This window comes from Kitasatospora sp. NBC_01250, from assembly GCF_036226465.1.
Classification (GTDB): Bacteria; Actinomycetota; Actinomycetes; order Streptomycetales; family Streptomycetaceae; genus Kitasatospora.
In genome coordinates, this window is the sequence record NZ_CP108476.1 from 4299665 (window position 1) to 4324868 (window position 25204).

Genomic DNA, 25204 nt, shown 5'->3' on the forward strand with positions numbered 1-25204 from the left:
GAAGGCTGGCGAGGTTCTGGCCCCGCCCTGGCGGCCCTGGCACCCAGGCCAGGCCGAGTCACGCCGGGGCACCAGCCCGGTGCCCCGACGCTCAAGCCCGACCAGGATGGGGCCGGGGTATCTCGTCGTCTCGGTCGGTCAGCGTCGGCGGTTGGGACCGTTGGCGGCCCTGGTGCTGGTCGCCACGGCTGGCAACGCGGGCACGGTTGTCGGGGTGGTGCGGCTGCCGGTACGGGCGCGTGCGGCCTGGGTCCGCTGCTCGACGCGGTCGTTGGTGGAGTTTCGGAGGCGCCAGAGGAGGACTTCGGCGGGGCGGTCGGCGGTGGTGAGCTCCCGCTGTTGGGCGGCCTCGCTGAGGGCGCGGTGCGGTGGTTGGCCGGCGGATTCGGCCTGGGCGAGCGCGGTAGCCAGGGCAGGCCAGGAGGGGTCGGCGAGGATGTGCTGGGCCTGGTCGGGGACGGCGGCGTGGATGTGGGCGGCGAGGCGGTCGGTGGTCTTGGGGGTGGGGGTGCGGCGGGTGAGGTCGGCGATGACCGGCTCGGCCGTCTGCCGGTAGGCGGTTCGCAGGTGGACGAGGGACTGCTGGGCCGCGTGGGCTTGCTGCTGGTGGCCTTGGGTCTGGTGCCAGCGGGCAATGGCGATCACGACGAAGACGGCGGTGGACAGCAGGGCGGCGACGGTGGCGCCGTCCTCGCCGGAGCCGGCGGTGTGCAGGAGTTGCTTGGCGGCGGTGCGGAGGGCTGCGGCCTGCTGGTGTTCGGCACGGACCTTGGATCGGGTGACGCGGTTGAACGCGGTTGCGGCGGCTCGCAGTTCGGCGCGGGTGTGGGCGGGTGCGGTGAGGGCGGCCGTGTGGAGGAGTTCGCCGAAAGCGGCGGCCTGGGCCTGGACGACGGTGTCGAACGCGTCGACGTCGGGCACGTCGGGGTGGTGTTGGTCCTGGAAGGCGAAGCGGGCGGTCTCCCGCAGGGTGGTCTCGGCCTGTCGCCAGCGGTCCGGTTCGACCATGCCCCGTGCGGGCGTGGTGGGCTGCTGGGCGGAGAGGCGTTCGCGCAGGCGGTTGATGGACAGGTCGGGGGAGAGCTTGGAGCCGCCGAAGTAGACGGGTTCGCCTTGGGCGTTGACGTCGCCGGGTCGGGCGAGGCTGTAGCCGATGACGTCGCCGCTCTCGGGTCCGATGCGGTAGCGGACCTGGATGCCGAGGGCGGTGAGGGTGGAGAAGTACTCCTGCTCGTCGCGGACGGCGGCGGCGACGGCTTGGGCCTGTTCCTGCAGCCACTCCTTGGCGGTCTGCTCGTGGCCGGTGCGCTGGGCCTTGGCCTGCTCGGCGCTGGTGGGCATCGGGGCGGCAGTGTGGTCGCCGGAGTTGAGCTGGCGCAGGCCGAGTTCTTTCTCGATCTTGCGGCACTCGGCCTGGGCGCGTTGGCCGTCGCGCTTGTTGCGGGGGCGGCGGCCGTCCTCGCGAACGCTGGTGGCCATGATGTGGATGTGGTCGTCGGCGTGGCGTACGGCGATCCACCGGCAGCCCTTGTCGGCGCCATCGGGGGCGATGCCGGTGGCGTGGACGATGCGGCGGGCGACCTCGGCCCACTCGGCGTCGGTGAGGTACCGGTCGCCGGGCGCGGTGCGGACGGGGCAGTGCCACACGTGCTGCGGCACCTTCGTGCCGACGCGCCTCTCGCGTGCGCGCACGGGTTGGTCGAGGTAGTCGGCGAGCTCGTCGAGGAGGGCGTGGTGCTGGTCGAGGGGCGCTCGGCCGGGGTCGGGCACGCCGGGCATTGCGAACGCGGCGACGATGTGCGGGTCTGTGTGCTCGTCGCGCCGGCCGGGGCCGAAGAGGTAGGAGAGCAGGCCGCGGGTGCGCGAGCCGGTGGAGACGTCAGGCACCACGGCGGCCTCCCGGCAGGACGCGCTGGTAGGCGTGGCGGGCCTCGATCGCGCAGGCGTGAAGGGCGTCCAGGGTCTCCATGGCGCGCTCCGGGATCTCGCCTCGGTAGATCTCGACCATGAGCTGGTTGAGGTTGTTGCCAGCCCGGTCGATCGCCCGCTGGTGGGTACCGACCGCTTCGGTGAGGAGGGTGACGGCCTCGTAGTCGGGCATGGGGACGAAGGCGTCGCGGCGGCCGGTCCTCAGGTACTCCAGGGCCACGCTCATGGCGGAATCCGCCAGGAAGGAGGAGCGCGAGCGCTTGAGCTTCTTGGCGACGAAGTCGAGCAGTTCCTTCTCGGCCGGTTCCACCGAGCAGGTCACCTGGTCATCGCGCTTGGTTCCGGAACGCGGCCGGTACATCCGCACCGCCAGCGGAAGCGAGGTGTCGTCCACCGGAAGTACGAAGCGGTCGAGAACCGGAACGCGCTCATGGATGAACTCGGCGGCGGTGACGGTCGGCGCTTCACGCACGACGCGGTCGGCGGCGTCGGCACGCTCGGCGTCGATGTCGCTGCGCGGCTCGGCATCGTGCTCGGGAAGCTGGTCCTGGTCGTGGCCGCCCTCGGTCGCGACCTCCTGGTCCGGCGCGCCCTCGCGCCGGTCCTGCCCCGCCACCCCTGGGGCAGGGTCAAGCGCAAAGTCCGCGGCGCCAACGGCGTTGTGGACTTTGCCCCAGCTTGCTCCGTCGTTGTCGTGACCGTGGCTGGTCCAGGGCAGGGCCTGCTTGACGCGGGCGAATATGCCGCCACGTCCGGGCTTGTCGCCACCGGCTCCGCGTTGCTGGGCGTCCTGCTCGGGCGAGGCGAATGCAGGGTCGAGGTGGTGCTGCTGGTCGGGCACGGGGATCTTCCGGTTCTTCTGTCGGGGCAGGTGGTTGTCGGTTGGTGGGGTGTTCGCCGGATGCGGGGTGATGGTCCGGCGGAAGAGGGGTTTGGCGGTGCCGGAGTTCTGGTGTAGACGTCGCCGGTTCAGGACTTCCGGGGTCTCCGGATGGGCGCTGGGGGAGTTCCGGTGAGCGTCGGTCAGCGTCGGTGAGGGGCCGCTCGCCCGGTCCGGAAGCGGGCCGGTGCTCGGGCGAGCGGCGGGGGCGTCAGGCCGCCGAGGCGCTGGCTTGCGCGTCGGCCTGCTGGCTGGCCTGTTCGTCCTTGAAGCGCTGGGTCAGCTTGCCGAGGCGGTCGCTGGCGATGGGTATGCCGGCTTCGCGCAGGACTGTCCTGATCACGGCCTGGGTGGGGCCATGCTCCTGGACGGCGGGCCGGACGATCTCGGCCAGCTCGTCCATCGAGGCTGCGGGCTTGCGGCCGGTGCGCTTGGTGCCCACCACCGGTTTCCGGCTGTCGGGCCGGAGGTCGTGGTCGGGCTCGAGCACCGCTTCGTCGGCGGGTAGGTCGTACTGCTCCGCGTCCGTCACCGGTGCGGACTCGGTTACCGGTGCAGGCTCGGGGTTTTCGCGGAGCGGGAGTTCGCCCTCGGCGCGCTTCGGGTCGATGGTGGTCGCGGTCGCGGTGGTGTTGTGGGCGAGGAGGGTGCCGCCGAAGAAGGCGAGGGCGGGCCATCCGGCGACGAGGATCCGTAGCCAGGCGGGGACGTGGGCGAGGTCGAGGAGGCCGGCGGTGGCGACGTTGGCGCCGAGGGAGGCGGTCAGGGCGATGGCGAACCAGGTCCAGGCGGTGCCGGCGGGGTGTCCGGTGGTGCGCAGGGTTCGCATGCGGTGCCAGGCGGCGACGAGCAGCAGGTCGACCGAGACGGGGTAGGCCCAGGCTTTCCAGCCGTGTTGTCCGGCGGCTTCGGCGATGTCGTGGAGGTGGGCGAAGGACAGGGCGCCTGCGATGGCGGCCTGAACGAGGACGGCGTCCGGGCGGAGCAGACGCCGCGTTCGGGTGGTGGCGGTCATGCGGAAGGTGGTCCTCGCGGGTCGGGCGGTGGTGGTTTGTGGGATTGCCGTCTTTGCCGTCTTGCCGTCTTGGTGCTGTGGGACGGTCTGTGGGCTGGGGCGGGTTCGGCTGCCCGGGTGGTGCCGTGGACACGGCGGAGTTCGGGTTCGTGACGGTGCGGTATCCGTCTTGGGGCTCGTATCCGTCCCGAAGGCATGGCCTTTGACCTGCGGTTTTACGGCAGGGACGGCTGGGACTGCACAAGACGGATGTGTTTCCCGTCCCGGCCAGGGCCCGCCGCTCGCGCCCCAGACGGGGGCGGCGGCGGGCCGCTGGTGGGAGTGGACGGCTGCCGTCTTGGCGTGGGCCTGATCCGTCTTGGTGCGGATGCCGTTGCCGTCTTGGGGTGCCGTTCCGTCTTGGCGGCAGGTGTGGTGACCTGCGGTGTTACGGCTGGGACGGCAGGGACGGCATTTCGGGGAGGGTGGTCAGCCTCTGCTGCCCGCTGCGGTGGCGTTCACGGGGTGGACTGCGGGGCAGTAGCGCCGCCAGGCGTCGAGGAACTTGTTGCGCAGGTAGCCCTTGCGCTGGGTTCCATCGGGCATGCGGACGTTGCCGGAGGAGATGCCGAACTCGCGGAGCATCGCGCCGAGGCCGCGCGGGGTCAGCCCGCCTCGGCTGGTCTCGGCCCAGGGGGCCTCGGGGTCGCCGTTGAGGTTGAACAGCAGTTGGTCGGTGGCGATGCTGTCCGGCTCACCGGCGGCGTGGAAGATCCGCCGGATGTCCGCGAGGATCCGCGCGCCGCCGGGGTTGTCCTCCTCGGTCTGGACCTCGGCGTCGACCATGCGCTTGCACGCCTGGCGGGCCAGGCGGGGCCAGGGTCCTCCGGCGAGGTCGGCGATGATCACCAGGGGTTCCCAGGTGTCGGCGGCGCGGTCCTCGACCGGCATGGCGGGCTGCAGGCGCAGGGCCCGGTCAGCGAGCGGTGCCGCCCAGCGGGCGATCTTGTCGCGGATCGCGTGCAGGGCGGGCCGGTCCCGCTGGGTGCGGTACGGGGCGACGCGCTCGCCCTCGGCTCGGCGGCGCATGCGGATCACGATCGAGCGGTCCATGATCGTGTCGGGGAGGTCGCCGATTCCGGCGATGGCCGCCATGGCGAAGGTGGGGAACTTGCGCGGGGTGTGGTCGTTGCCGACGACCCGCAGCACGTAGCGGTCGCGCTGGTGCCCGGCGTTGAGCAGGCCGCGCATCTCCTCGTTCTTCTCCGCCGCCTTTGGACTGCCGAAGATCGTGTCCGCCTCGTCCACCAGCAGGGTGGGCGGCTCCTCGCTGATCGTGCGGAAGATGGCGGCCGGAGAAGAGTTCACCGTCAGCATCGGCTGATGGACCGTCTCGGCGAGTACGTCGAGCAGGCGGGACTTGCCGCAGCGCTTGGCCGGGCCGACCACGGCCAGGCGCGGGGCGTGCTGCCACGAGCACTGCAGGTGGGTCGCCGCGACCCACAACGTGGTGGCGTCCAGGGCCTGGTCGGAGGGAAGGATCACGAACTTCGCGATCTGGGCCCTCAGCTGCGTGAGCAGGTCGGCGCCCTCGGTCGCCTCGGTGTCGGGCATCAGGTCGGTCCCGTCCGGGACGGCGGGCTCGGCAGGCGCCTCATCGGCGCCGTGTCCGCAGGTTGTGGACACAGGCTCGGGCTGTTGGCCCGGCAGGAAGGATCCGGGCTCGCCCGGCTTGGCGACCGGCGGCCAACTCACGGTGGAAGCTGCCGGATCGGGCTGGTGGGACGTAGACTCCATGCTGAAGCTCCAGACTGGGGCGCGGGACCTGATCCGTCGCGCGCCGCCGATGAAGGTCGTGGGTAAGGACTTCGCCTGGCCCTCGGTGTTCGCAGCACCGGGGGCCTTCGTGCGTCCTGAGGCGGTCGAGCCGAGGATCCTGGCCCTCTCAACTCACAGGGACTGCTTGCACCTTGGTGGTGGTCCCTCGGCGGCCGAGGCCGCCGAGGGACCACGAACGTACGGCCATGCCGCTGGAAGATCCACTCCAATCGGGCAAGTACGCCCACGGCAGACAGGCTTGTGGATCGGGCTCTCATCACGTCAAGCTGCATCAGCCGCCGCGCCTTCGCCGAGCGCCGCGTCGATGCCGAGCAGGCGCAGAAGGTCCGCCGTGATCACGCGGTACTTCTTGCCCAGCCGCAGGACCCGGCAGGGGTAGGCGCCAAGGCGGGCCAGCTCGTAGCCCTTGCTCCGCCCGAGACCGATGGCCCTATTTGCGGTGTCGAGGTCGATGGCCGCCGGCAGCCTGAGAAGTTCGGCCCGACCCATCCCCTGCGCCGTCGCCGATATGTCACCAGTTCGCACATGAACTCCAAATCCGGGCTCCCCCCGAGCGGGGGGCTGCGACGGAGTGCCGCAACGGAGAGGAGCTTGCCAGTGGCTACTGTGTCGATATGACACAACGCCGCGAGGAACACTGGTCCACCGACGACGAAGACGCGCTCGACTGGCCCGAACGGATCACCAAGGACGTGATCCAAGCAATCACCCGAAGGAGGAAAGACCTTGGACTGTCCGCGCAGGATCTGGCTGACGAAACAGGGGTCTTGGGTTACGAAGTACCCCGGAACGTCATCGCCAACTGGGAGTCCGGCAGGCGCAAGACGATCACGATTCCCGAGCTGATCGTCGTGGCCGAGGCCCTGGACATCGCACCGGTCGAGCTGCTCTTCTCCCCAGCCCTAGGCGGCTGGGTCGACTACCTGCCAGAGATGCCCAGCGACCGCTGGTCGGCGCTCACCCACTTCACAGGAGAGGCTCGCCACTCGCTCGGGACGTACCGGCTCCGCCTCTACCGGGAGCACGAACGGATCTGGCAAGAGCTCCAGGAGGAGCATCACGATGCGTTCCAGCTGGAGTTCAAGTTGTTCCGGGAGGAATGGCCTCCCGGCTCACAGGAGAAACTCGACGCTTTCGTCGCCGCCGTCCGCGAGCGGCTTCAACCCGTCAGGGCACGCCTGCGCGAGATCGGCCTGGAAGTTCCGCCCCTCGCACCAAGCCTCGGTTTTCTCGACGCCGAACTCCCCCCTCTCAAAACCGATTTCGACCTGGAGGACGAATGAAGGGTTCCACCTACCACCGCTGCTACTGCCGCGATGCCGAGACCGGCAAGCCGCTCGGCAAGGCGTGCCCGAAGCTCAGCAGCCGGAAGCACGGCGCCTACTCCATACGTCAGGAGCTGCCCAACGCCGAGGACGGCACGCGCCGTTCGTTCAACCGCGCCGGCTACGAGACGCTCAAGGAGGCTCAGGCCGACCTCGATCATGTTCGCGGCCTGCTCGCCCTCGGCAAGGAGGATCCGGACGACCTGGCCTTGGTCGCCGAGCTCCTGGTGAAGGTCGCCGACGAGAAGGCTCAACTGCCCGACATCGAGGAGACCCGCAACCGCCTGAAGGCCGGTCAGGACCTCTCTTCCCGCGTCACCGTCGGCGAGTGGCTCGACACCTGGCTGGCCGGCAAGAAGATCCGCAAGTCCGGGATCACCCGCTACGAATGTGACGTGCGGGTCCACCTCAAGCCCCGCATCGGGCACATCCGCGTCGACCGGCTGCGGGTGAGCACGCTCGCCGAGATGTTCACGGCCATCGCCGACGCCAACGAGGAGATCCTGGAGAACAACGCCCTGCGGCACGCGCTGAAGGCCGAGCTCGCCACGGTGCCGATCAAGGGCGCGGAGAACCGCGCCCGCCGCAAGGCTCTGCACGCCGAACTCGCCGAGATGCCGCCGTTCCGGCGCACGACCGGCGCCGCCACCCGCCAGCGCATCCGGGCCACGCTCCGGACCGCCCTGAACGACGCGATCCCCGAGGGCCTGATCACCCTCAACCCGGCCGCCCACGTCAAGCTCGACCCGGCCGCCAAGCCGAAGGCTCTGGTCTGGACGCCGGAGCGAGTCGCCCAGTGGCAGGCGACCGGCGTGAAGCCCTCCCCCGTGATGGTCTGGACGCCGCAGCAGACCGGCTCGTTCCTCGACTTCGTTGCTGCCGACCGCCTGTACGCGATGTGGCACGTGATCGCCTTCCGCGGGCTTCGCCGGGGCGAGGCGTGCGGCCAGCTGTGGTCCGAGACTAACCTCGACAACGGCTCGCTGACCGTGACGGCGCAGCTCGTGCAGGACGGCTGGGAGGTCGAGGAGTCCGACCCCAAAACCGACGGAAGCTTCCGGACCGTGGCGCTGGACGACGACACGGTGGCCGTCCTGCGACGCCACCGTGATCGGCAGCAGAAGGAGCGGGCCGACTGGGGGCCGGCCTGGAAGGACACCGGCCGGGTCTTCACCAACGAGGATGGTTCCTGGCTCCACCCGGGCAAGGTCACCGAGATGTTCGAGCGGCTCGTGACCGCGTCCGGCCTGCCGCCGATCCGGCTGCACGACCTCCGCCACGGCGCGGCCACCCTCGCGCTCGCAGGAGGAGTCGACATGAAGGTGGTGTCCGACATGCTCGGCCACTCCTCTATCAAGATCACCTCGGACATTTACACCAGCGTCCTGCCCGAGATCGCCAAGGACGCCGCCGAGGCCGCCGCGAAGCTCGTCCCCCTCCAGCGGAAGACCGAAGCCGAGGCTCACGCCAAGGCCGCAGCCGAAGCGGAGAAGGCCAAGCGGAAGGCGGCGAAGAAGGCGAAGTCCAAGGCCAAGAAGGCCAAGGGTTAGACCAAGATCAACAGCCGCGCTCACGCATCGCTCACGCAAGCGATCTTGTAGCGCGTCGCTGACGCCTGCTCACACGTCAAGGAATAGCAAAAGGCCCAGGTCATGGGCTATATGACCTGGGCCTTCTCGGAGCCGCCTATGGGATTCGAACCCATGACCTACGCATTACGAGTGCGTTGCTCTGGCCAACTGAGCTAAGGCGGCGCCGCTGCCCGAGCTCCCCCGCCAGGGGCGGTTCGCATCGGCAACGCGGGCCAGTCTACACAGGTCCGCGGGGTGATCCGTACCGGGTTCCGGTGGGCGGGTCAGCGGGTGGGGCGGTGGGGGGAGGTGAGCCACTCGTCGGCCAGGAGGGACCAGACCTCGCTGTCCTGGCGGACCCCGTTGTGCAGGTAGTAGGAGCGGAGCACGCCGTCCAGGCGCATGCCGACCCGCTGGGCGACCGCGCGGCTGCGGGTGTTGCGGGTGCTGCTGAACCATTCGATGCGCTGCATGCCGCGCTCCGCCACCGCGTGCTCGATCAGCTGCCGCACGCCGGCCGTGATCAGGCCGAGGCCCTCGCCCGCCGGTTCGGCCCAGACGCCGATCTCGCAGTTGAGGTGCTTGACGTCGAAGTGCGGGAACATCACCCCGCCCACCAGCGTGCCGTCCAGCCAGATGCCGTAGATCGCGCCGGTGTCGGCGGCGGCCTTGTCGGCGTAGTGGCGCAGGGTGGCGCGGGCGGAGTCCAGGTCGGTGGTCAGCGAGGCGAAGGCGATGAACTGGTTCAGGTTCTCCCGGGCGCGGTCGATGTGGGCCAGGAACTCCTCGGCGTGCCAGGGCTCCAGGGGGCGCAGCTCGGCGGGGAGGGTGTCGGAGAGGGGGATGGCGAACATGCTGACTACCTCCGGGCGGGCCTGGGCATCACGACGGGCGTACATAACAAACGTTTGGTAGGTACCATAACCGCATGACGCCCGCCCGTGGAGACCATGAAGCCCGCCGCCGTGATGTCTCCGCCGCGGTCTGGCGGGTGCTGGCGAGCCGGGGCTTCGGCGCGCTGACGCTGCGGGCGGTGGCCGCCGAGATGGGTGCCTCGACGGGGCTGCTCACCCACTACTTCCCCAACAAGCAGGCGCTGCTGCGCACCGCGCTGGAGGTGCTCGACCAGCACAACCAGGAGCGGCCCCGGCGCGCGGCACCGGCGGGGCTGGCCGCGCTCCGTGCCCACCTGCTCGACGTGCTGCCGCTGACCGCCGAGGGCGCCGACGCCAACCGGATCTGGGTCAGCTCCTGGGACGTCGCCCTGGCCGACCCCGAGCTCGCAGCCGAGCACGCCGAGCGCTACCGCCGCGCACGCGTCAGGCTCACCGGGCACGTCGAGACCGCCCAGGCGCTCGGCGAGCTGCCCGCCACGGCGCCCGCCGAGGACCTGGCCGCCGCCGCCCAGGCCTTCACGCTCGGCCTGGTGGTGCAGGCGCTCTTCGCCCCGGCCGAGTTCCCGCCGGAGCGCCAGATCAAGCTGGTGGACGACTGGTTGGCGGCAGCGGCATCCCCCGGGGCGCCGGTCACTTCGGGCAGCGCAGTCCCTCGGCCGGTGTCAGGCCCTCCAGCAGGTAGTGATTGACCGCCGAGTCCACGCAGTCGTTGTGCCGCCCGTAGGCGGTGTGCCCGTCGCCGTCGTAGGTCACCAGCCGTCCGGACGCCAGCTGCCCGGCCAGTGACTGCGCCCAGGCGTACGGCGTGGCCGGGTCCCTGGTGGTGCCGACCACCACGATCGGATCGGCCCCGGCCGCCCGCACGGTGTGCGGTGCGCCGGTCGCCTTGACCGGCCAGTAGGCGCAGGTCAGCCCCATCCAGGCCATGTCCTGCCCGAAGTGCGGGGAGGCCTGCCGGAAGTCCGGCAGCGCACGGCTGACGTCCGCGGGGGAGGCGAACGCGGGCGGCAGGTCGAGACAGTTGACCGCCATGTTGGCGTACATCAGGCTGGGGTACCCGCCGTCGCTGCCGCGCTCGTAGTAGGAGTCCGAGAGCCGCAGCAGCGGGGCCCCGTCGCCGGTCTTGGCGGCGGCCAGCGCGGTGCGCAGCTGCGGCCAGAGGAACTCCGCGTACATCGCCTCGATGACGCCGGTCACCGCCTGTGCCTCGGTCAGCTGCCGGCCCCCGCCGCCCGGCAGCGGCTGCGAACGCAACGAGCCGAGCAGCGCGTCGAGCTGCTGCCCGGCCTGCTGCTCGTCCCGGCCGACGGGGCAGTCCTCGTGGGTGCCGCAGTCCCGCGCGAAGGAGCCCCAGGCCGTCTCGAAGCCGCCGGCCTGGGCGCGGTTGCCGCTCAGCGCGGTCAGCGAGGGGTCCATCGCACCGTCCAGCACCAGCCGGCCGGCCCGGGACGGGAAGAGCCCGGCGTAGGTCGCGCCCAGCAGGGTGCCGTAGGACTTGCCGACGTAGTTGAGCTTGGCGTCGCCGAGCAGCGCCCGCAGGACGTCCATGTCGCGGGCCGCCTCGACGGTGCTGACGTGGCTGAGCAGCGCACCGGCGTGCTGCTGGCAGCCGGCCGCGAACTCCTGGTCGGCGGCGACCAGCCGGTCGATCCCGGCCTGACCGTCGGGGGTGCTGTCGACGGCGGTGTACGCGTCCATCCGATCACCGCTCAAGCAGGTGATCGGACTGCTCCGGCCGACCCCGCGCGGGTCCAGGCCGACCAGGTCGTACGCGGCCCGGACCGGCGGCTGGTAGCCCGCGGCCACCGCCTCGACGTACTGCACCGCCGAGCCGCCGGGGCCGCCCGGGTTGAGCAGCAGCGAGCCCAGCCGCTTGGCGCCCCCGCTGCCATCGGCCGGGCGGCGGACGGCGCCGAGCGTCAGGTCACCGCCCGCCGGGTGGCCGTAGTCGAGCGGGGCCTTGAAGGTGGCGCACTCGAAGCCCTGGTCGCAGGGCTGCCACGAGAGCTGCTGGTGGTAGTAGGAGTCCAGCTCGGCGGGGACCGCCTCGGGCAGCGGCTGCAGCGGCGCAGCGCCGGCCGGTACGGCGGAGGCCGTGCCGCCCGGAGAGGGCGGGGTGTCGCCCGGCAGCCCGTTCGGCCTGCCCCCGCCGGAGCATCCCGTGAGCAGCAGCCCGGCGGCGGCCAGCACGAGGAGCGTCCGCAGCGGAGCAGCGGGCTGGGCAGAACGCATACGGGACTCCCTCATGGGCACCGGCCGGGCAGCGGCTAGTACTGAGCGTAACCGGATCAGGGCACAGCGCAGCGCCGGGAAAGCGGCGCCGGGGTGTCAGCCAGCGGAGCGGACCAGCGTGTCGCTCAGGTACTGCGCGGCCAGCCGCACCAGGCGCAGCCGCTCCCGCTCCGGGGTGAAGTCCTGGACCACGTTGGAGATCGTCACCACCGCCTTGGCCGCCGGCCCCTTGCCCGTGCGCAGCGCGTCGGAGAGCTTGTGCGCCGAGTTCTGCCCCTCGCCGTCCGCCTTCGCGGCGGCCAGGAACAACTGCCGCGGCGCCGGGCCCGCAGGCGCGTCGGCCGCCGCCTGGGCCAGCGCGACCGCGTCGTAGCGGCCCGACACGGCCGCCGCCGCCCCGTACAGGTCCGGCCGGGTCAGCTCGGCCGCGACCGCGCAGGGCGCGCCGTCCCCCACGCCGAGGGCGCCCCAGCCCTGCGGCCCGGCCGGCAGGGTGTGGAAGGCGGCCGCGACGGCGGCGCGCACCACCTCGTCGTCGCCCAGCGCCTGCGGGGCGGCGGCGACCAGGTCGCAGGGGTGCGCGGTGCCGGTGGGCGCGGCCGGTGCGACGGTGATGAACGGGTGCGCCCGGCCGAGCTTGATCGCGGAGGCGACGCCCTCGTAGATGTCCGGCAGCTCGGCGTCGGCGGTCCGCCCCGGGGTCGCGGCGTGCAGCACGATGACCGGGTACCGGGCCGTCGGATCGTCGGCGTAGTGCGGCGGCAGCCAGACCCGTACGGCGCGCAGCCGGCCGTTGGCACCGGGCAGGTCGGCCTGCAGCAGCTCCCCCTCGGCGGGGTGGCCGACGGTCACGAAGCGCGTCGCCGACGGGCTGGCCGACCGGGACGCCGACGGGGAGCCCGCCGAGGGCGAGGCCGCGGACGGGGAGCCGGCCGCCGGGGAGGCCGCCGAGGCGCCGGGCACGGGGGCCGGCCGAGCCGCGGCCGGAGTGGCCCGGACGGCATCCGCCGCCGCACCGGCCTCGGCCTGCCGCTGCGTCCCGGCGCCGTGACCGGTCCGACCGGTCTGGGCGCTCAGCACCACCACCACGGCCAGCCCGGTGGCGCACAGCCCACAGCAGACCGCGCCGATCAGCCGCAGCACCGCCGGACGCGGATCGGCGGTCAACTCGTAGGCGAGGCCGAGCTTCTCACCGCGCCAGCGGCGCCAGGCACCATGGGCCAGCCAGCAGGCGAGCAGCAGGACGGGGACCAGCACGAGCAGCAGCAGGGGCGGACGGAGCACGGACACCACCTCGAAGAGGATCTGGACGCGGCCTTCCCCAGCCTGCAAGAGAGCGCCGCCGATCCCGTGGAGCGTCCCGCGCGAATGCGCACGTTCACTCGAACGAGCGAGCCGCCACCCGCCACGGCGCCCTCGGCCGACGGATCGCCACCCGCCACGGCGCCCTCCTCGTGCGACGGATCGTCAACCGCCCGCAGCGGTCCCGCCGGGGGCGCGGCCTCAGCCCGCGCGCAGCGCCACCGTCATCGCCTCCACCGCGAGCAGCGGATCGACGTTGCGGTCCAGCGCCCGGCGGCAGTCCAGGATCGCCTCGATCCGGCGCAGGGTGCCCTCGGGCGGGCCGGCGGACGCCACCTTGTCCAGGGCCGGGCGCTGGTCCTCGTTGGACAGCGCCCCGGTGGAGCCCAACTGCAGGGCCAGCACGTCCCGGTAGAACCCCAGCAGGTCGAGCAGCGCCACCCCGAGGGTCTCGCGGCGCGTCCTGGTGGCCCGGCTCTTCTGCCGCTTCTCCAGCTCCTTGACCGCCCCGGCCATCCCGCGCGGGGCCTTGCCGCCGAGCCCTTCGGCCGCGCCGTACACGGCCTTGAGGTCGTCGGTCTCCTTGACGTCCCGGGTCTCGGCCAGCGCCTCGGCGTCCGCCTTGGCGGTGTCCACCAGCCGCTGGGCGGCGGCCAGGCAGCCCCCGATGTCGGCCACCTCCAGCGGGATCCGCAGCACGTCCAGCCGACGGCTGCGGGCCTGCTCGTCCACCGCGAGCCGCCGTGACCGCTCGATGTCCCCCTGTCCGACCTGGGCGGCCAGCAGGGCCAGCGAGGGCTCCACCCCGTCGCGGCGCACCAGCAGGTCGGCCACCGCGTCGGCGGAGGGGGTGCCCAGCACCAGGTGGCGGCAGCGCGAACGGATGGTCGGCAGGGTGTCCTGCACGGACGGCGCGCAGAGCAGCCACACCGTCCGCGGCGAGGGCTCCTCGACGCCCTTGAGCAGCGCGTTCGCGGCAGCCTCGGTGAGCCGGTGGGCGGCGTCGATCAGGATCACCGACCAGCGCCCGCCGGTCGGATAGCTGGACGCCCGCAGCACCAGGTCGCGCATGTCGCCGACGCCGATGGACAGGCCGTCGCTGCGGACGAACTTCACGTCCGCGTGGCTCTCGGACATCACGGTGTGGCAGCCGTCGCAGAACCCGCAACCGGGTGTGCCGCCCATGTCGAGATCCGGGCTGGTGCACTGCAGGGCCGCGGCGAAGGCCCGGGCGGCGGTGGTCTGGCCCGCGCCGGGCGGGCCGGTGAAGAGCCAGGCGTGCGTCATCAGCGAGGCGTTGACCGCCGGCTCGCCGGTGGCGGTGGCGGTGGCGGGCGCGGCCCCCGAGCGCCCCGCGAGCACCGTGGCCCGGGCGGCCCGGGCGGCAGCGGTCAGCTGCTCGACCACCCGTTCCTGACCCACCAGGTCGTCCCAGACGGCCACCGCTGCTCCCACCCGCTCCGCTGTCGGACGCCCGGTCCGCTACCCGACGTTCCGCTCCCGAGCATACGGCGCGCCGACGACACCCCGGCCGGCCCGGCTCCGGCCCCCGACCGGACCGCGACCGGCCGGCGACCGAGGGTCGCGGCGCCGGTGGCCGGCCTCACTTGCGCCGCTTGCGCCCCTTGCCGCCGTCGCCCTCGTCATGCGGCCCGTCGTCCTCCGGGTCCGCCTGCTCCCAGCGAGCCCACTCCTCGCGCGAACCGAGCAGGGAGTCGGTGAGCGAGGGCAGGTCGTCCATCGGCGTCTCCTCGGCCCAGGACGGCCGCGGTGGCCGCGGCGCCTGGCGCGGCTCGCCCGGCGCCGCCTTCGGCAGCTCCCGGGTGGGATCGCCCGCCGGCGGCTCGGCCCGCCACAGACCTGGCGGCACCCGCTCCTCGACCGGGCGCACCGGGTCCACCGGACGCCTCGCGTCGGCCGGACGCGCCGTGGGCGGACCGGCCGGCGTGACCCGGGGCAGCACCGCGGTCTTCTCCACCACCTGCTCCGGCGCCGCGCCCTTGGCAGCCGCCTGCCCCGGGCCGGGCTGCCCGGCCTGCCCTGCCTGCCCGGCCCGGCGGGCCTGCGCAGCCGCAGCCGCCTCGGCCGCCGCCACCGCCGCCTGCCGGTCCTGCTCCGAGATCTCCTCGGTCAGCTCCTCCGTGCCGGCCACCCGCGGCAGCTCCGCGGTGACCGCGGCGGCGTCGTTCGCCGCGGCCGCAGCGGCCGCGGCCTCCTCGGCGACCCTGACCGCCTCGGCCCGCTGCAGCGCCTCCTCGGCGCGGCGGCGCTGCTCGGCCCGCTGCACCTCGCGCTGGCGCTGCAGCTCGGCCTGCTGGGCGGCCTCCGCCTCCTGGCGGGCCCGCTCGGCGGCCTCGGCGGCCAGCCGCACCTCCTCGGCAGCCTTGCGCTCGGCTTCCTCCGCCGCCCGCCGCTCGGCCTCCTCCTCGGCCCGGAGCCTGGCCTCCTCGGCCCGCTTGCGCGCCTCCTCGGCGGCCTTGCGCTCCGCTTCCTCCTTGGCCAGCCGCTCCTTCTCCGCCTGCTCGGCGCGCAGCTGCTCCAGCAGCTCCAGGCGCTTGCGCTCGGCGGCCTCGGCCTCGGCCTTCTTGCGCGCCTCCTCGGCGGCCTGCCGCTCGGCCTCCTCCTTGGCCAGCCGCTCCTGCTCGATCCGGGCCGCCTTCTCCTGGTCGGAGAGCGGCAGCTCACGGTCGAGCCGGTGCCGGATCGCGGTGGTCACCAGGGCGGGCGCGGAGCTGCCGTCGACCACCAGGTAGCGCACGGGGTCGGCCGCCGCCAGCGCGAGGAACCCGGCCCGCACCCGGGCGTGGAACTCGGTCGGCTCGGACTCCAGCCGGTCCAGCGCCTCGGTGAAGCGCTCCCGCGCCCTGAGCGGGTCGACGTCCAGCACCACCGTCAGGTCGGGCACCAGGCCGCCGGTGGCCCAGCGCGAGATCCGCGCGACCTCGGTGGCGGCCAGGTCGCGGCCGGCGCCCTGGTAGGCGATCGAGGAGTCCATGTAGCGGTCGGTGATCACCACCGCGCCCCGGGCCAGCGCGGGCCGGATCACGTTCTCCACGTGCTCGGCGCGGTCGGCCGCATAGATCAGCGCCTCGGCTCGGTGCGACAGGCCGGTGTTGCCGACGTCCAGCACCAGGCCGCGCAGCCGCTGCCCGACCGGGCTGCCGCCGGGCTCGCGGGTGAGCACCACCTCGTGCCCCTTGCTGCGGATCCACTCGGCCAGCGCCTGCGCCTGGGTGGACTTGCCGGCCCCGTCGCCGCCCTCCAGGGCGATGAAGAACCCGGTGCCGCTGGCCCGGTGCTCGGGGACCTCACGGCCCCGGCCCAGCGCCTCCAGCAGCTCGCGCCCGAACGGGACGGTGCCGCGCTGGTCGTCCGTCTTGAGCAGCACCACCCCGGCCAGCGCCAGGGTCAACACCCCGGCGGTGGCCACCGCGAGCGCGGCGCCGCCGTGGATGAAGGTGAAGTCGCCGGGCCCGCGGTCGCCGTAGTCGATCTCGCCGTAACCGGCGGCGAGCAGCGGCAGCGCCACCAGCGCGCCGCCGACCACCGTGCGCAGCACCGCGTAGAGGTGCTCGGTGACCCGTGCCAGCCGGGCCTCCTCGACCTCCTGGGCCAGCAGCGCCCGGCCGACGCCGACCACGATCCCCGCGGCGGTACCGGCCACCATGGTGAGCAGCAGGATCAGTACGAAGTCGAAGACCAGCCCGGCCAGGATCAGCGCCGCGCCGAGCGTCAGCAGCGCCACCGCCAGCAGCCGGCGCCGGGAGAGCGCGGGCAGCGTCACCCGGGTGAGCCGCAGGCCCAGCCAGGGCAGCCCAGTGGCGGCGAGCACCAGCAGGCCGTAGCCGACCGGCCCGGCCCCGTGCTCGGCGGCGGTGAGCAGCGCGAGCGCGGCGACCCCGGCCATCGAGGCGTAGGCGGCGGCGACGGCGAAGGTGAAGTACGGGGCGGAACCGGTGCGGCCCTTGCCGAGCGCCGGCCCCGGCGTGGCGTCGGTCGGTGCCCGCAGCCCGCGCAGCGGCGAGCTGGGCGCGAAGCCCGACGGGTTGGCCGGCAGGTCCTGCAGGTAGAGCAGCGCGGCCGAGGCGGCGAAGAGCCCGGCCGCGCCCAGCGCGGCCACCGTCACCTGGTGCTCGCGCAGCCAGTGCGAGCCGAGCGCCGCGAAGAGGTTGTTGAGCAGCGTCAGGCCGATCAGGGCGAGCGAGGCCAGCGGCACGGTGGCCCAGCCGGTGCGCATGTCCAGGGTGCGCAGGGTGGCCAGGTTGCCGGCCGACGGGCGCTGCTCGGCCGCCGGTGCGTTGGGATTGGCCGGCGGGAGCAGGGTCGGCACGGTGGCGCCCTTGGCCACCGACCAGACCCGCTCGGCCACACCGGCCGCGAAGACAGTGCCGAGCAGCGCGTAGGTCGCACCGCCGCCGTGCACCCAGACGGGCCACCAGGGCGCCACCGCGACCAGCACCGCGCGCAGCCCGTCGGCACCGATCAGCGTCCAGCGCCGGTCGAGCCGGCCGGTCAGCAGCCGGTGCAGCGGGGTGAGCAGCAGCACGCCGGCCAGCGCGGCGGCCGCCAGCCGGACGACGAAGACCAGGGTCAGCGCGAACGCCACGCCCCGGTAGCCGCCACCGAACTGGTCGGCCTGGCTCGCCACGGCGACGGTCAGCGCGAGCAGCACCAGGAAGGCCAGCCGGTCGGCGGTGCCGCCGAGCAGCTGGGTGACCCAGAGCCGCCGGTAGGGGCGCAGCCGCAGCAGCGCCCTGGCCCGCTCGCCTGGAGTACCGGCCGGTGCCACCTCGGGGAGGTCGGGGGATCCGGCGCCGGCCTCAGCGGTGGGGGTGGGCTGCTCCTCGCTCGTCATACGGTCAGCGTAGCGGGCGGTGCCTGCCCCAAAAGGGCTCATCGCGTTCCGGATCAGGGCCATGACGAGGTTGTGACGCACTCCACCCACCCCGCCCGGCAACGGGCGCGGCCCCGGACCGGCCGCGGAACGCGATCGGTCCGGGGCCGCCCGGGGCCCCTGAGGGGAGGTCAGCCCTCGTCAGCGGCACCGGCCACGGTCTCCTCGGCCACCGCCTTCTTCGCGGTGGTCTTCTTGGCGGCGGTCTTGGCGGTCGCCGTCTTCTTGGCCGCCGTCTTGGCGGTCGTCGTCTTCTTCGCCGCCGTCTTCTTCGCCGCGGTCGTGGTCGCGGTCGCCTTCTTCGCGGCGGTCTTCTTGGCCGGCGCCTTCTTGGCCGCCTTCTTCACCGGCCCACGGGCCCGCTTCTCGGCGAGCAGCTCGTAGCCGCGCTCGGGCGTGATGGTCTCCACGTCGTCGTCCTTGCGGAGCGTCGCGTTGGTCTCACCATCGGTCACGTACGGCCCGAACCGGCCGTCCTTGACCACCACCGGACGCTCGCTGACCGGGTCGGTGCCCAGCTCCTTGAGCGGCGGCGCGGCGGCGGCCCGGCCACGCTGCTTGGGCTGGGCGTAGATCGCCAGCGCCTCCTCCAGGGTGACCGTGAAGAGCTGGTCCTCGCTGGTCAGCGAGCGCGAGTCGGTCCCCTTCTTGAGGTACGGCCCGTACCGGCCGTTCTGCGCGGTGATCTCCACGCCCTCGGCGTCCGCGCCGACCACCCGCGGCAGCGACAGCAGCCGCAGCGCGTCCTGAAGCGTCACCGTCTCCAGCGACATGGTCTTGAAGAGCGAGGCGGTGCGCGGCTTGACCGCGTTCTTGCCGGTCTTGGGCGTGCCCTCGGGCAGCACCTCGGTCACGTAGGGCCCGTAGCGGCCGTCCTTGGCGATCAGCGGGTTGCCGCTGACCGGGTCGGTGCCCAGCTCGAAGTCACCGCTCGGCTTGGCCAGCAGCTCCTCGGCCAGCTCGACGGTCAGCTCGTCCGGCGGCAGCTCGTCCGGGATGTCGGCCCGCTGTCCGGGCTCGCCCTCCACCGCGGCCGCCTTTTCGACGTACGGCCCGTAGCGGCCGACCCGCAGCGTGATCTCCTCGCTGAGCGGGAACGAGCTGATCTCCCGGGCGTCGATCGCGCCGAGGTCGGTGACCAGCTCCTTCAGCCCGCCCAGGTGGTCGCCGTCGCCGTTGCCGGCCTCCGCCGCGCCGCCGACCGCGTGGCCCTCGCCCTCGCCGAAGTAGAAGCGCTTGAGCCACGGCACGGACTGCGCCTCACCGTTGGCGATCCGGTCGAGGTCGTCCTCCATCCGGGCGGTGAAGTCGTAGTCGACCAGTCGGCCGAAGTGCTTCTCCAGCAGGTTGACCACGGCGAAGGAGAGGAAGGACGGCACCAGCGCCGTCCCCTTCTTGAAGACGTACTTGCGGTTGATGATCGTGTCGATGATCGAGGCGTAGGTCGAGGGCCGGCCGATCTCCCGGTCCTCCAGCTCCTTGACCAGCGAGGCCTCGGTGAAGCGGGCCGGCGGCTTGGTGCTGTGGCCCTCGGAGGTGATCCGCTCGGCGGCCAGCGGGTCGCCCTGGGTCATCTGCGGCAGCCGGCGCTCGCGGTCGTCCAGCTCGGCGTTCGGGTCGTCGGCGCCCTCGACGTAGGCCTTGAGGAAGCCGTGGAAGGTGATGATCTTGCCGGAGGCGGAGAACTCGACGTCCCGGCGGTCGGCCGACAGGCCGCCGACCTTGACCGTCACGGACTGCCCGACGGCGTCCTTCATCTGGGAGGCGACGGTGCGCATCCAGATCAGCTCGTAGAGGCGGAACTCGTCCCCGCCCAGTGCCGTCTCGGCCGGGGTCCGGAAGCGGTCGCCGGAGGGGCGGATCGCCTCGTGCGCCTCCTGGGCGTTCTTGACCTTGCTGGCGTAGGCGCGCGGCGCGTCCGGCAGGTAGTCGGCCCCGTAGAGCTGGGTGACCTGGGCGCGGGCAGCCGCGACCGCGGTCTCCGAGAGGGTCGTGGAGTCGGTGCGCATGTAGGTGATGAAGCCGTTCTCGTACAGCTTCTGGGCCACCTGCATGGTCCGCTTGGCGCCGAAGCCCAGCTTGCGGCTGGCCTCCTGCTGCAGCGTGGTGGTGCGGAACGGCGCGTACGGCGAGCGGCGGTAGGGCTTGGACTCGACGCTGCGCACGCTGAAGGCGGTCTGCTCCAGGGCGGCGGCCAGCGCGCGGGCGGCCTGCTCGTCCAGGTGCATCGTGCCGGCCGTCTTCAGCCGCCCGTCCGGGCCGAAGTCGCGGCCGCTGGCGACCCGCTTGCCGTCCACGGTGGCGAGCCGGGCGCCGAAGCTCTCCGGGTTGGCGGCGTCCACCGCGGTGCGGCCGGTGCCGAAGGTGCCGACCAGGTCCCAGTACGAGGCGGAGGTGAAGGCGATCCGCTCCCGCTCACGCTCGACCACCAGACGGGTCGCCACCGACTGGACGCGGCCGGCCGAGAGCTTCGGCATGACCTTCTTCCAGAGCACCGGCGAGACCTCGTAGCCGTAGAGGCGGTCGAGGATGCGGCGGGTCTCCTGGGCGTCCACCAGCCGCTGGTTCAGCTCGCGCGGGTTGGCCACGGCCTGCTGGATGGCGTCCTTGGTGATCTCGTGGAAGACCATCCGCTTGACCGGGACCTTGGGCTTGAGCACCTCCTGCAGGTGCCAGGCGATCGCCTCGCCCTCGCGGTCCTCATCGGTGGCCAGGAAGAGTTCGTCGGACTCCTTGAGGAGCGCCTTGAGCTTCGACACCTGGGACTTCTTGTCCGCGTTCACCACGTAGATGGGCGCGAAGTCGTGGTCGACGTCGACGCCGAGCCGGCGCACCTCGCCGGTGTACTGGTCCGGCACCTCGGCCGCCGTCCCGGGCAGGTCGCGGATGTGCCCGACGCTCGCCTCGACGATGTAGCCGGGGCCGAGGTAGCCCTTGATCGTCTTCGCCTTGGCCGGCGACTCGACAATGACGAGTCGCTTGCCGTTGCGCGCGGTCTCGCTGCTCGGGGACACCTTCGCTCTTCTCTCCCGGTCGTTTCCTGGTGTGCTGGCCGACGGCTGGCCCCCGGTCCTGCCGACCGGTCACGGGACCGGCCTCCGAGGGCAGCGCGGGCTCTTGGCCGCCCGACACACCACCGCCTGGGGCTGCCGCATCGCGACGACCCCACCAGCGGAGTGTGACCGTACCCTGGTCACCCTTGTCAAACGGACGGATCCCGCTTTTTCACCGGCAAGGCCGACCGACGCCACTCGAACGGTAACCCCATGATGGAGGTTCCCGCCCCGCTGTTATTCCGGCGGGGTGTCGCCGACCGGGTGCGTAAGGCCTGGCCAGGCCCGGTGTACGGGGCCGGGAGCGGGCCCGGCGAGAGCCGCTGGGCGCGCTCGTCAGCGCAGCAGGGCGGCGGCCAGCAGGCTCAGTCCGCCGGCCAGGCTGCTCGTACCGAGAAGAATCCAGAACACGTCACGTGGCAGCGAGGCGGCGATGCCCCGGCCCGTGAGCACCACCCGGGCCGGCCGGAGCGGATCGTAGGAGACCCGCACGGAGCTGCCAGGGGCCGGCTGGGCCGGGCGGCGCAGCGGCGTGCTGCCGCGCGGACGGGCGAGCACCGAGACCGGGTCGGCCCGGCCCGCGTCCGCCGCCAGTCCGACGGCGGGGAGGGTGGCGTAGGCGAGCAGCGGAGCGGGGTCGAGCGCTTGGACGGGGGTCGGATCCGGGACCACCAGGGCGGTCACCGGAACGCCGTGCCGGCGCAGGTGGTGGCGAAGGCGCAGCTCGGCCGCGCACCAGAACAACAGTGCGCCTCCGAAAAGCACGAGTACGCCCCCCGCCACCGTCACCGTCGGCGTCTCCACCCCTGACCCCCTGGTCCTCCCCGGCCGGCGGCCTGCTCCGCCCCCTGCGAACGTGGCAGCGGGGGGACAACCCCGGGCCGACAGCCGCTGTCGCCCGGGCAAAGGCCGGGTCACGGATCGGTGAACGGCTGTCACAGCACCGCAACAGCGGAAACCCGCCGCCCCGCCGCCGCCGTGTGCACAGACGGCGGGCCGCACGAGCCGCCACCAGCGAACCGATCCCTTGGGGGGAACACCATGAAGGCCTACCGTGTCTGCGCCGCCGCCCTGCTGGCCACCGCCGCGCTGACCCTGACGGCCTGCGGGCCCGACGAGGTGACCGCGTCGAACGCGCCCACCGCCGGTTCCGCCGCCAGCGCGCCCGCCGCCGCCTCGGCCCCCGCTGCGGCGCCCAGCGCCAAGGCTCCGACCGGCGCGCCCGCCAAGCCGAGCACTCCGGCCCGGCCCAGCAGCACCAAGCCCGCCGGTGGCACCGGCGGCGCCTCGCCGACGGCCGACTGCACCGCGAACGCCGCCGGCAACCGGGTGGTCGAGGCCACCGACGACGGCTACCTCACCCACGTCTGGATGCGCGCCAAGGCAACCAAGTTCGTCTGCGGCGCCGACATCCCCGACGACGGCTACTTCGCGAGCTACGGCGACCCCACGGTGTTCACCTTCAGTAACGATGTGAAGACCACCGTCCTGTCCGACATGAAGGCCAAGGCGGTCGATCTGAACACCTTCATGAAGCTCGTGGACGACTGCCTGCACAACCCGTCGGCCGTGCAGGCGCCGAACTACTGCTACGGGAACCAGTACAGCATCACGGCGAACAGCCAGAACGTGATCACCAGCATCACCCAGCAGTACCACCCGTAGCAGCCAGCATGACTGACTGATCGTCAGATCATCACCACGAGGCCGCGGCCGGCTCGACGAAGCCCTGCTCCAGCAGCAGTCGCAGCGACTGAGGAGCCCGCTCCCGCAGCCCGGCCGGCTCCTCGCCGAGCAGCTGTGCGATCGCGTCCAGGATCTCCCCGGCGGTCAGCGTGCCGTCGCAGACACCGGCGAAACCAGCACCCACCGTGTCCACCTTGGTGGCACGCCGCATGCCCCGGTTGTGCCGCAGGACCACGTGCTCGGGGTCCTCGGCACCGGGCGGGCCGACCTGCTCCTGCACCACGTCGTCGGCCAGCAGGTAGCGGGCGTCCAGCAGCCCGGCGTCGTCGTGCGAACGCAGGAAGTCCTGCCGGGCGAACCACTGCTCGATGTGCGGGCCGAGCGGCTGCTCGACCGGGTGCGGCCACTCCTCGATCCGCACCGCGGGCCGGTCGGCACCGGAGGCCCGCAGGGTGATCCAGCCGAAGCCGATGCCCTCGACCTTCGCCGTCTCGAAGGCGTCCAGCCACTCGTTGTAGCGCTCCTCGTAGGCGGACCGCGGCGCCAGGTGGTCGCCGCCGTCCCGCAGCCACAGTTCCGCGTACTGCGCCACGTCCTGCACCTCGCGCTGCACCACCCAGGCGTCCAGCCCGGTGCCGGCCACCCAGCCGGCCAGCCGGTCGTGCCAGTCCTCGCCCTTGACGTGCTGCCAGTTGGCCAGCAGCTGGCAGTAGCCGCCGGGCTCCAGGTGGGCGGCGGCGCCGCGCACCAGGGCGCGGCAGAGCTGGTCGCCGGCCATCCCGCCGTCCCGGTAGACGAACCGGCTGCCGGGCGAGATCACGAACGGCGGGTTGGAGACGATCAGGTCGAAGCGCCGCTCGCCGACCGGCTCGAAGAGGCTGCCCTCGGCGGTGTCGGTGTTCTCGAAGCCGGACAGCGCCAGGGTGAGCCGCGAGAAGGCCAGCGCCCGGGGGTTGAGGTCGGTGGCGGTCACCCGCTGGGCGTGCCGGGCCGCGTGCAGCGCCTGCACCCCCGAGCCCGCGCCGAGGTCGAGCGCGGCGCGCACCGGCCGGCGCACCGCGAGACCGGCCAGCGTCGTGGAGGCGCCGCCGACCCCGAGCACCAGCTCGCGCCGGGCCACCCCGGCGGCACTGCCGCCCGAGCCGATCCCGCCGGCGCCGCCGACCGCGCAGCCCAGGTCGGAGACCACCCAGGAGTCCGCGCTCTCCAGTCCCGCCACCTCGTTGGCGTACGGACGGACGTCCACCGTCGCCCGCACCTGTTCGGCGTCGTCGGCGGAGCGCTCCAGCCAGCCGTCCGCCAGGCACTCCTGGACCGGCAGCGCGGCGGCCGCGGCGGCGTAGGGGACGGGCTGCTGGAGCAGGAAGAGCCGGACCAGCGTCTCCAGCGGCGTGCCGCCCCTGGTCGCGCGCAGCGCCGGCACGGCCTCGCTGCGCGCGAGCGCGGCGTAGCCCGTGGGGCCGAGCAGGTCGAGGCAGCCGTCGGCGGTGTACGAGGCGGCGAGCAGCGCCTCACGCAGTCGGGCGAGGTGGGCGGGGTCGGGATTGGGGAGCTTGGTCACCTCGCCATTGTCCCGCCCGCGAGCCGGGCGGCCGAGCCGGGCGCGCCCTGACCTGCCGTCAGGGCGCGCGGGGCCACGGCTCAGCTCGGCGAGGCGCTGCCGGACGGGCTGCCCGAGGCCGCCGGGCTCCCGGAGCCGGAGCCGGCCGGGCTGCCGGCCGCGGCCGGCGACCCCGAACCGCCCGGGCCGGGCGACCCGCTCGGGCTGCCCGCGCCGCCGGGGCTCGCCGATCCGCCCGCGCTGGGCGACCCGCCCGCGCTGGGCGACCCGCCCGGGCTGCCGGGAGCCGCCGGGCTGCCGGAGGACGCCGGACTGCCCGACGCACCCGCGCCGGCCGACGCACCCGCGCTCGCACCCGCGGCCCCGCCGGCACCCGCCGTCGAGGACCCCTGGCTCTTGCAGCCGGGCTGCTTGGCGAGGGCCTTCCCCAGGTCGCCGGTCTGCACCTTCGCCAGCGCCACGGTGGAGAGCTTGGACAGCTGCTGCGCCTGGTCGCCCACGCTCTTCAGCCCGTCGGCGAACTTCCCCTGATCGTCCGTCGACAGCCCGGACAGCTTCTTCTGGACGTCCTGGTACCCCTGCGCCGCCTGCCGCAGCTCGCTCACGGCGTCCTTCTGCAGGCCGGCGCCATTGTCGATCTTGGGAGCGCCGGCCTTGTCGATCGCGTCGGCGATCTGCTGGTTGGACGTGCCCAGGGCGCCCAGGTCGGCCGCCAGTCGCTTCTGCAGATCGGCCGGCGCCTCGCCCTGCTTGACCTGTCCGGTGTCCTTCAGCGCGTTCTGCGACTGGGTCACCGGGTCCCGCATCCCGTCGCAGACCTGCTTCGCCCAGCTGTTCAGCTGCCCGCTGTTGTCACTGGAGCAGGCCGCCGCGCCGGTGGCGAGCAGCACCCCGAGCAGCGGCAGGCCGAGCAGGCGGCGGGTCGGTCCGCCTGTGCGCGAGCGCGTACCGCCGCCCCGTCCCGCCGCCTGGGCACGCCCGTCCGCCAGCACTCGCTCGTCCACCTGGGAGCCCTTCAGTCACGTCGCGATCCGTCCCGGGT

Annotated in this window: 18 protein-coding genes and 1 tRNA gene; 4 read left to right on the forward strand and 15 right to left on the reverse strand. The window is 73.2% G+C overall.

The annotated features are described in order from the left end of the window. Positions 1 to 138 precede the first annotated feature (138 nt). The 5 genes from OG500_RS17780 to OG500_RS17800 all read right to left on the reverse strand — a co-directional run bounded on the left by OG500_RS17780 (position 139) and on the right by OG500_RS17800 (position 6131). Positions 139 to 1890: a relaxase/mobilization nuclease domain-containing protein gene (locus tag OG500_RS17780; protein ID WP_329581395.1), complete on the reverse strand. Its 1752-nt coding sequence runs from the start codon at positions 1888 to 1890 to the stop codon at positions 139 to 141. Further along, positions 1880 to 2770: a hypothetical protein gene (locus OG500_RS17785; protein ID WP_329581397.1), complete on the reverse strand. Its 891-nt coding sequence runs from the start codon at positions 2768 to 2770 to the stop codon at positions 1880 to 1882. The genes OG500_RS17780 and OG500_RS17785 overlap by 11 nt, the downstream gene beginning before the upstream one ends. A gap of 250 nt (positions 2771 to 3020) precedes the next feature. Beyond that, entirely contained in the window at positions 3021 to 3824 is an 804-nt protein-coding gene (locus tag OG500_RS17790; RefSeq protein ID WP_329581401.1) for a DUF2637 domain-containing protein, read from the reverse strand. A 468-nt stretch (positions 3825 to 4292) separates the two neighbouring features. Next, entirely contained in the window at positions 4293 to 5600 is a 1308-nt protein-coding gene (locus OG500_RS17795; RefSeq protein ID WP_329581404.1) for a DUF3631 domain-containing protein, read from the reverse strand. A 303-nt stretch (positions 5601 to 5903) separates the two neighbouring features. Next, positions 5904 to 6131: a hypothetical protein gene (locus tag OG500_RS17800; RefSeq protein WP_316522741.1), complete on the reverse strand. Its 228-nt coding sequence runs from the start codon at positions 6129 to 6131 to the stop codon at positions 5904 to 5906. 125 nt (positions 6132 to 6256) lie between these two features. On the opposite strand from OG500_RS17800, the gene OG500_RS17805 reads away from it, so the two are divergent. Both OG500_RS17805 and OG500_RS17810 read left to right on the forward strand, forming a co-directional pair. Then, positions 6257 to 6925 (forward strand): helix-turn-helix domain-containing protein, encoded by a 669-nt coding sequence (locus OG500_RS17805; protein WP_329581414.1) that lies wholly within the window; start codon positions 6257 to 6259, stop codon positions 6923 to 6925. After that, entirely contained in the window at positions 6922 to 8517 is a 1596-nt protein-coding gene (locus OG500_RS17810; protein ID WP_329581417.1) for a tyrosine-type recombinase/integrase, read from the forward strand. Before OG500_RS17805 ends, OG500_RS17810 begins: the two co-directional genes overlap by 4 nt. Before the next feature lie 130 nt (positions 8518 to 8647). Here OG500_RS17810 and OG500_RS17815 read toward each other — a convergent pair. Further along, positions 8648 to 8721: transfer RNA gene (locus OG500_RS17815), tRNA-Thr, on the reverse strand. A 101-nt stretch (positions 8722 to 8822) separates the two neighbouring features. After that, complete coding sequence (locus tag OG500_RS17820) at positions 8823 to 9392, reverse strand: GNAT family N-acetyltransferase (protein ID WP_329581420.1); 570 nt, start codon at positions 9390 to 9392, stop codon at positions 8823 to 8825. A gap of 74 nt (positions 9393 to 9466) precedes the next feature. Here OG500_RS17820 and OG500_RS17825 point away from each other — a divergent pair, with 74 nt between their 5' ends. Further along, positions 9467 to 10123: a TetR/AcrR family transcriptional regulator gene (locus tag OG500_RS17825; protein ID WP_329581423.1), complete on the forward strand. Its 657-nt coding sequence runs from the start codon at positions 9467 to 9469 to the stop codon at positions 10121 to 10123. Here the strand turns inward: OG500_RS17825 and OG500_RS17830 are convergent. The 6 genes from OG500_RS17830 to OG500_RS17855 form a co-directional block, all read right to left on the reverse strand. After that, positions 10065 to 11666, reverse strand: coding sequence for an alpha/beta hydrolase (locus tag OG500_RS17830; protein ID WP_329581426.1), 1602 nt, complete (start codon positions 11664 to 11666; stop codon positions 10065 to 10067). The genes OG500_RS17825 and OG500_RS17830 overlap by 59 nt on opposite strands. Before the next feature lie 96 nt (positions 11667 to 11762). Beyond that, on the reverse strand, positions 11763 to 12950 hold the full coding sequence (locus OG500_RS17835) for a hypothetical protein (protein WP_329581429.1): 1188 nt from the start codon (positions 12948 to 12950) through the stop codon (positions 11763 to 11765). A 219-nt stretch (positions 12951 to 13169) separates the two neighbouring features. Further along, complete coding sequence (locus OG500_RS17840) at positions 13170 to 14411, reverse strand: DNA polymerase III subunit delta' (protein ID WP_329581432.1); 1242 nt, start codon at positions 14409 to 14411, stop codon at positions 13170 to 13172. Between the two features lie 160 nt (positions 14412 to 14571). Then, complete coding sequence (gene tmk, locus OG500_RS17845) at positions 14572 to 17823, reverse strand: dTMP kinase (protein WP_329581435.1); 3252 nt, start codon at positions 17821 to 17823, stop codon at positions 14572 to 14574. A gap of 170 nt (positions 17824 to 17993) precedes the next feature. Next, a complete protein-coding gene (gene topA / locus OG500_RS17850; protein WP_327067665.1) occupies positions 17994 to 20876 on the reverse strand; it encodes a type I DNA topoisomerase in 2883 nt (960 codons plus the stop codon). Between the two features lie 375 nt (positions 20877 to 21251). After that, positions 21252 to 21659 carry a hypothetical protein gene (locus tag OG500_RS17855; protein ID WP_329581440.1) on the reverse strand — a complete coding sequence of 136 codons (408 nt, stop codon included), beginning with the start codon at positions 21657 to 21659 and terminating at the stop codon, positions 21252 to 21254. Positions 21660 to 21956: 297 nt separating this feature from the next. Between OG500_RS17855 and OG500_RS17860 the strand changes: the two genes are divergently transcribed. Further along, entirely contained in the window at positions 21957 to 22580 is a 624-nt protein-coding gene (locus OG500_RS17860) for a hypothetical protein (RefSeq protein WP_329581443.1), read from the forward strand. 31 nt (positions 22581 to 22611) lie between these two features. Here OG500_RS17860 and OG500_RS17865 read toward each other — a convergent pair whose 3' ends face one another. Together OG500_RS17865 and OG500_RS17870 are read right to left on the reverse strand one after the other, a co-directional pair. Then, positions 22612 to 24162 carry a DUF7059 domain-containing protein gene (locus OG500_RS17865; protein WP_327067668.1) on the reverse strand — a complete coding sequence of 517 codons (1551 nt, stop codon included), beginning with the start codon at positions 24160 to 24162 and terminating at the stop codon, positions 22612 to 22614. Between the two features lie 80 nt (positions 24163 to 24242). After that, entirely contained in the window at positions 24243 to 25166 is a 924-nt protein-coding gene (locus OG500_RS17870; RefSeq protein WP_329581447.1) for a hypothetical protein, read from the reverse strand. Positions 25167 to 25204 lie beyond the last annotated feature (38 nt).

Excerpts from the sequence above, each read along its gene's own strand:
- OG500_RS17790 (WP_329581401.1), bottom strand. The coding sequence starts at position 3,824 with ATGACCGCCACCACCCGAACGCGGCGTCTGCTCCGCCCGGACGCCGTC.
- OG500_RS17795 (WP_329581404.1), bottom strand. The coding sequence starts at position 5,600 with ATGGAGTCTACGTCCCACCAGCCCGATCCGGCAGCTTCCACCGTGAGT.
- OG500_RS17800 (WP_316522741.1), bottom strand. The coding sequence starts at position 6,131 with ATGGGTCGGGCCGAACTTCTCAGGCTGCCGGCGGCCATCGACCTCGAC.
- OG500_RS17805 (WP_329581414.1), top strand. The coding sequence starts at position 6,257 with ATGACACAACGCCGCGAGGAACACTGGTCCACCGACGACGAAGACGCG.
- OG500_RS17810 (WP_329581417.1), top strand. The coding sequence starts at position 6,922 with ATGAAGGGTTCCACCTACCACCGCTGCTACTGCCGCGATGCCGAGACC.
- OG500_RS17820 (WP_329581420.1), bottom strand. The coding sequence starts at position 9,392 with ATGTTCGCCATCCCCCTCTCCGACACCCTCCCCGCCGAGCTGCGCCCC.
- OG500_RS17825 (WP_329581423.1), top strand. The coding sequence starts at position 9,467 with ATGACGCCCGCCCGTGGAGACCATGAAGCCCGCCGCCGTGATGTCTCC.
- OG500_RS17830 (WP_329581426.1), bottom strand. The coding sequence starts at position 11,666 with ATGCGTTCTGCCCAGCCCGCTGCTCCGCTGCGGACGCTCCTCGTGCTG.
- tmk (WP_329581435.1), bottom strand. The coding sequence starts at position 17,823 with ATGACGAGCGAGGAGCAGCCCACCCCCACCGCTGAGGCCGGCGCCGGA.
- OG500_RS17860 (WP_329581443.1), top strand. The coding sequence starts at position 21,957 with ATGAAGGCCTACCGTGTCTGCGCCGCCGCCCTGCTGGCCACCGCCGCG.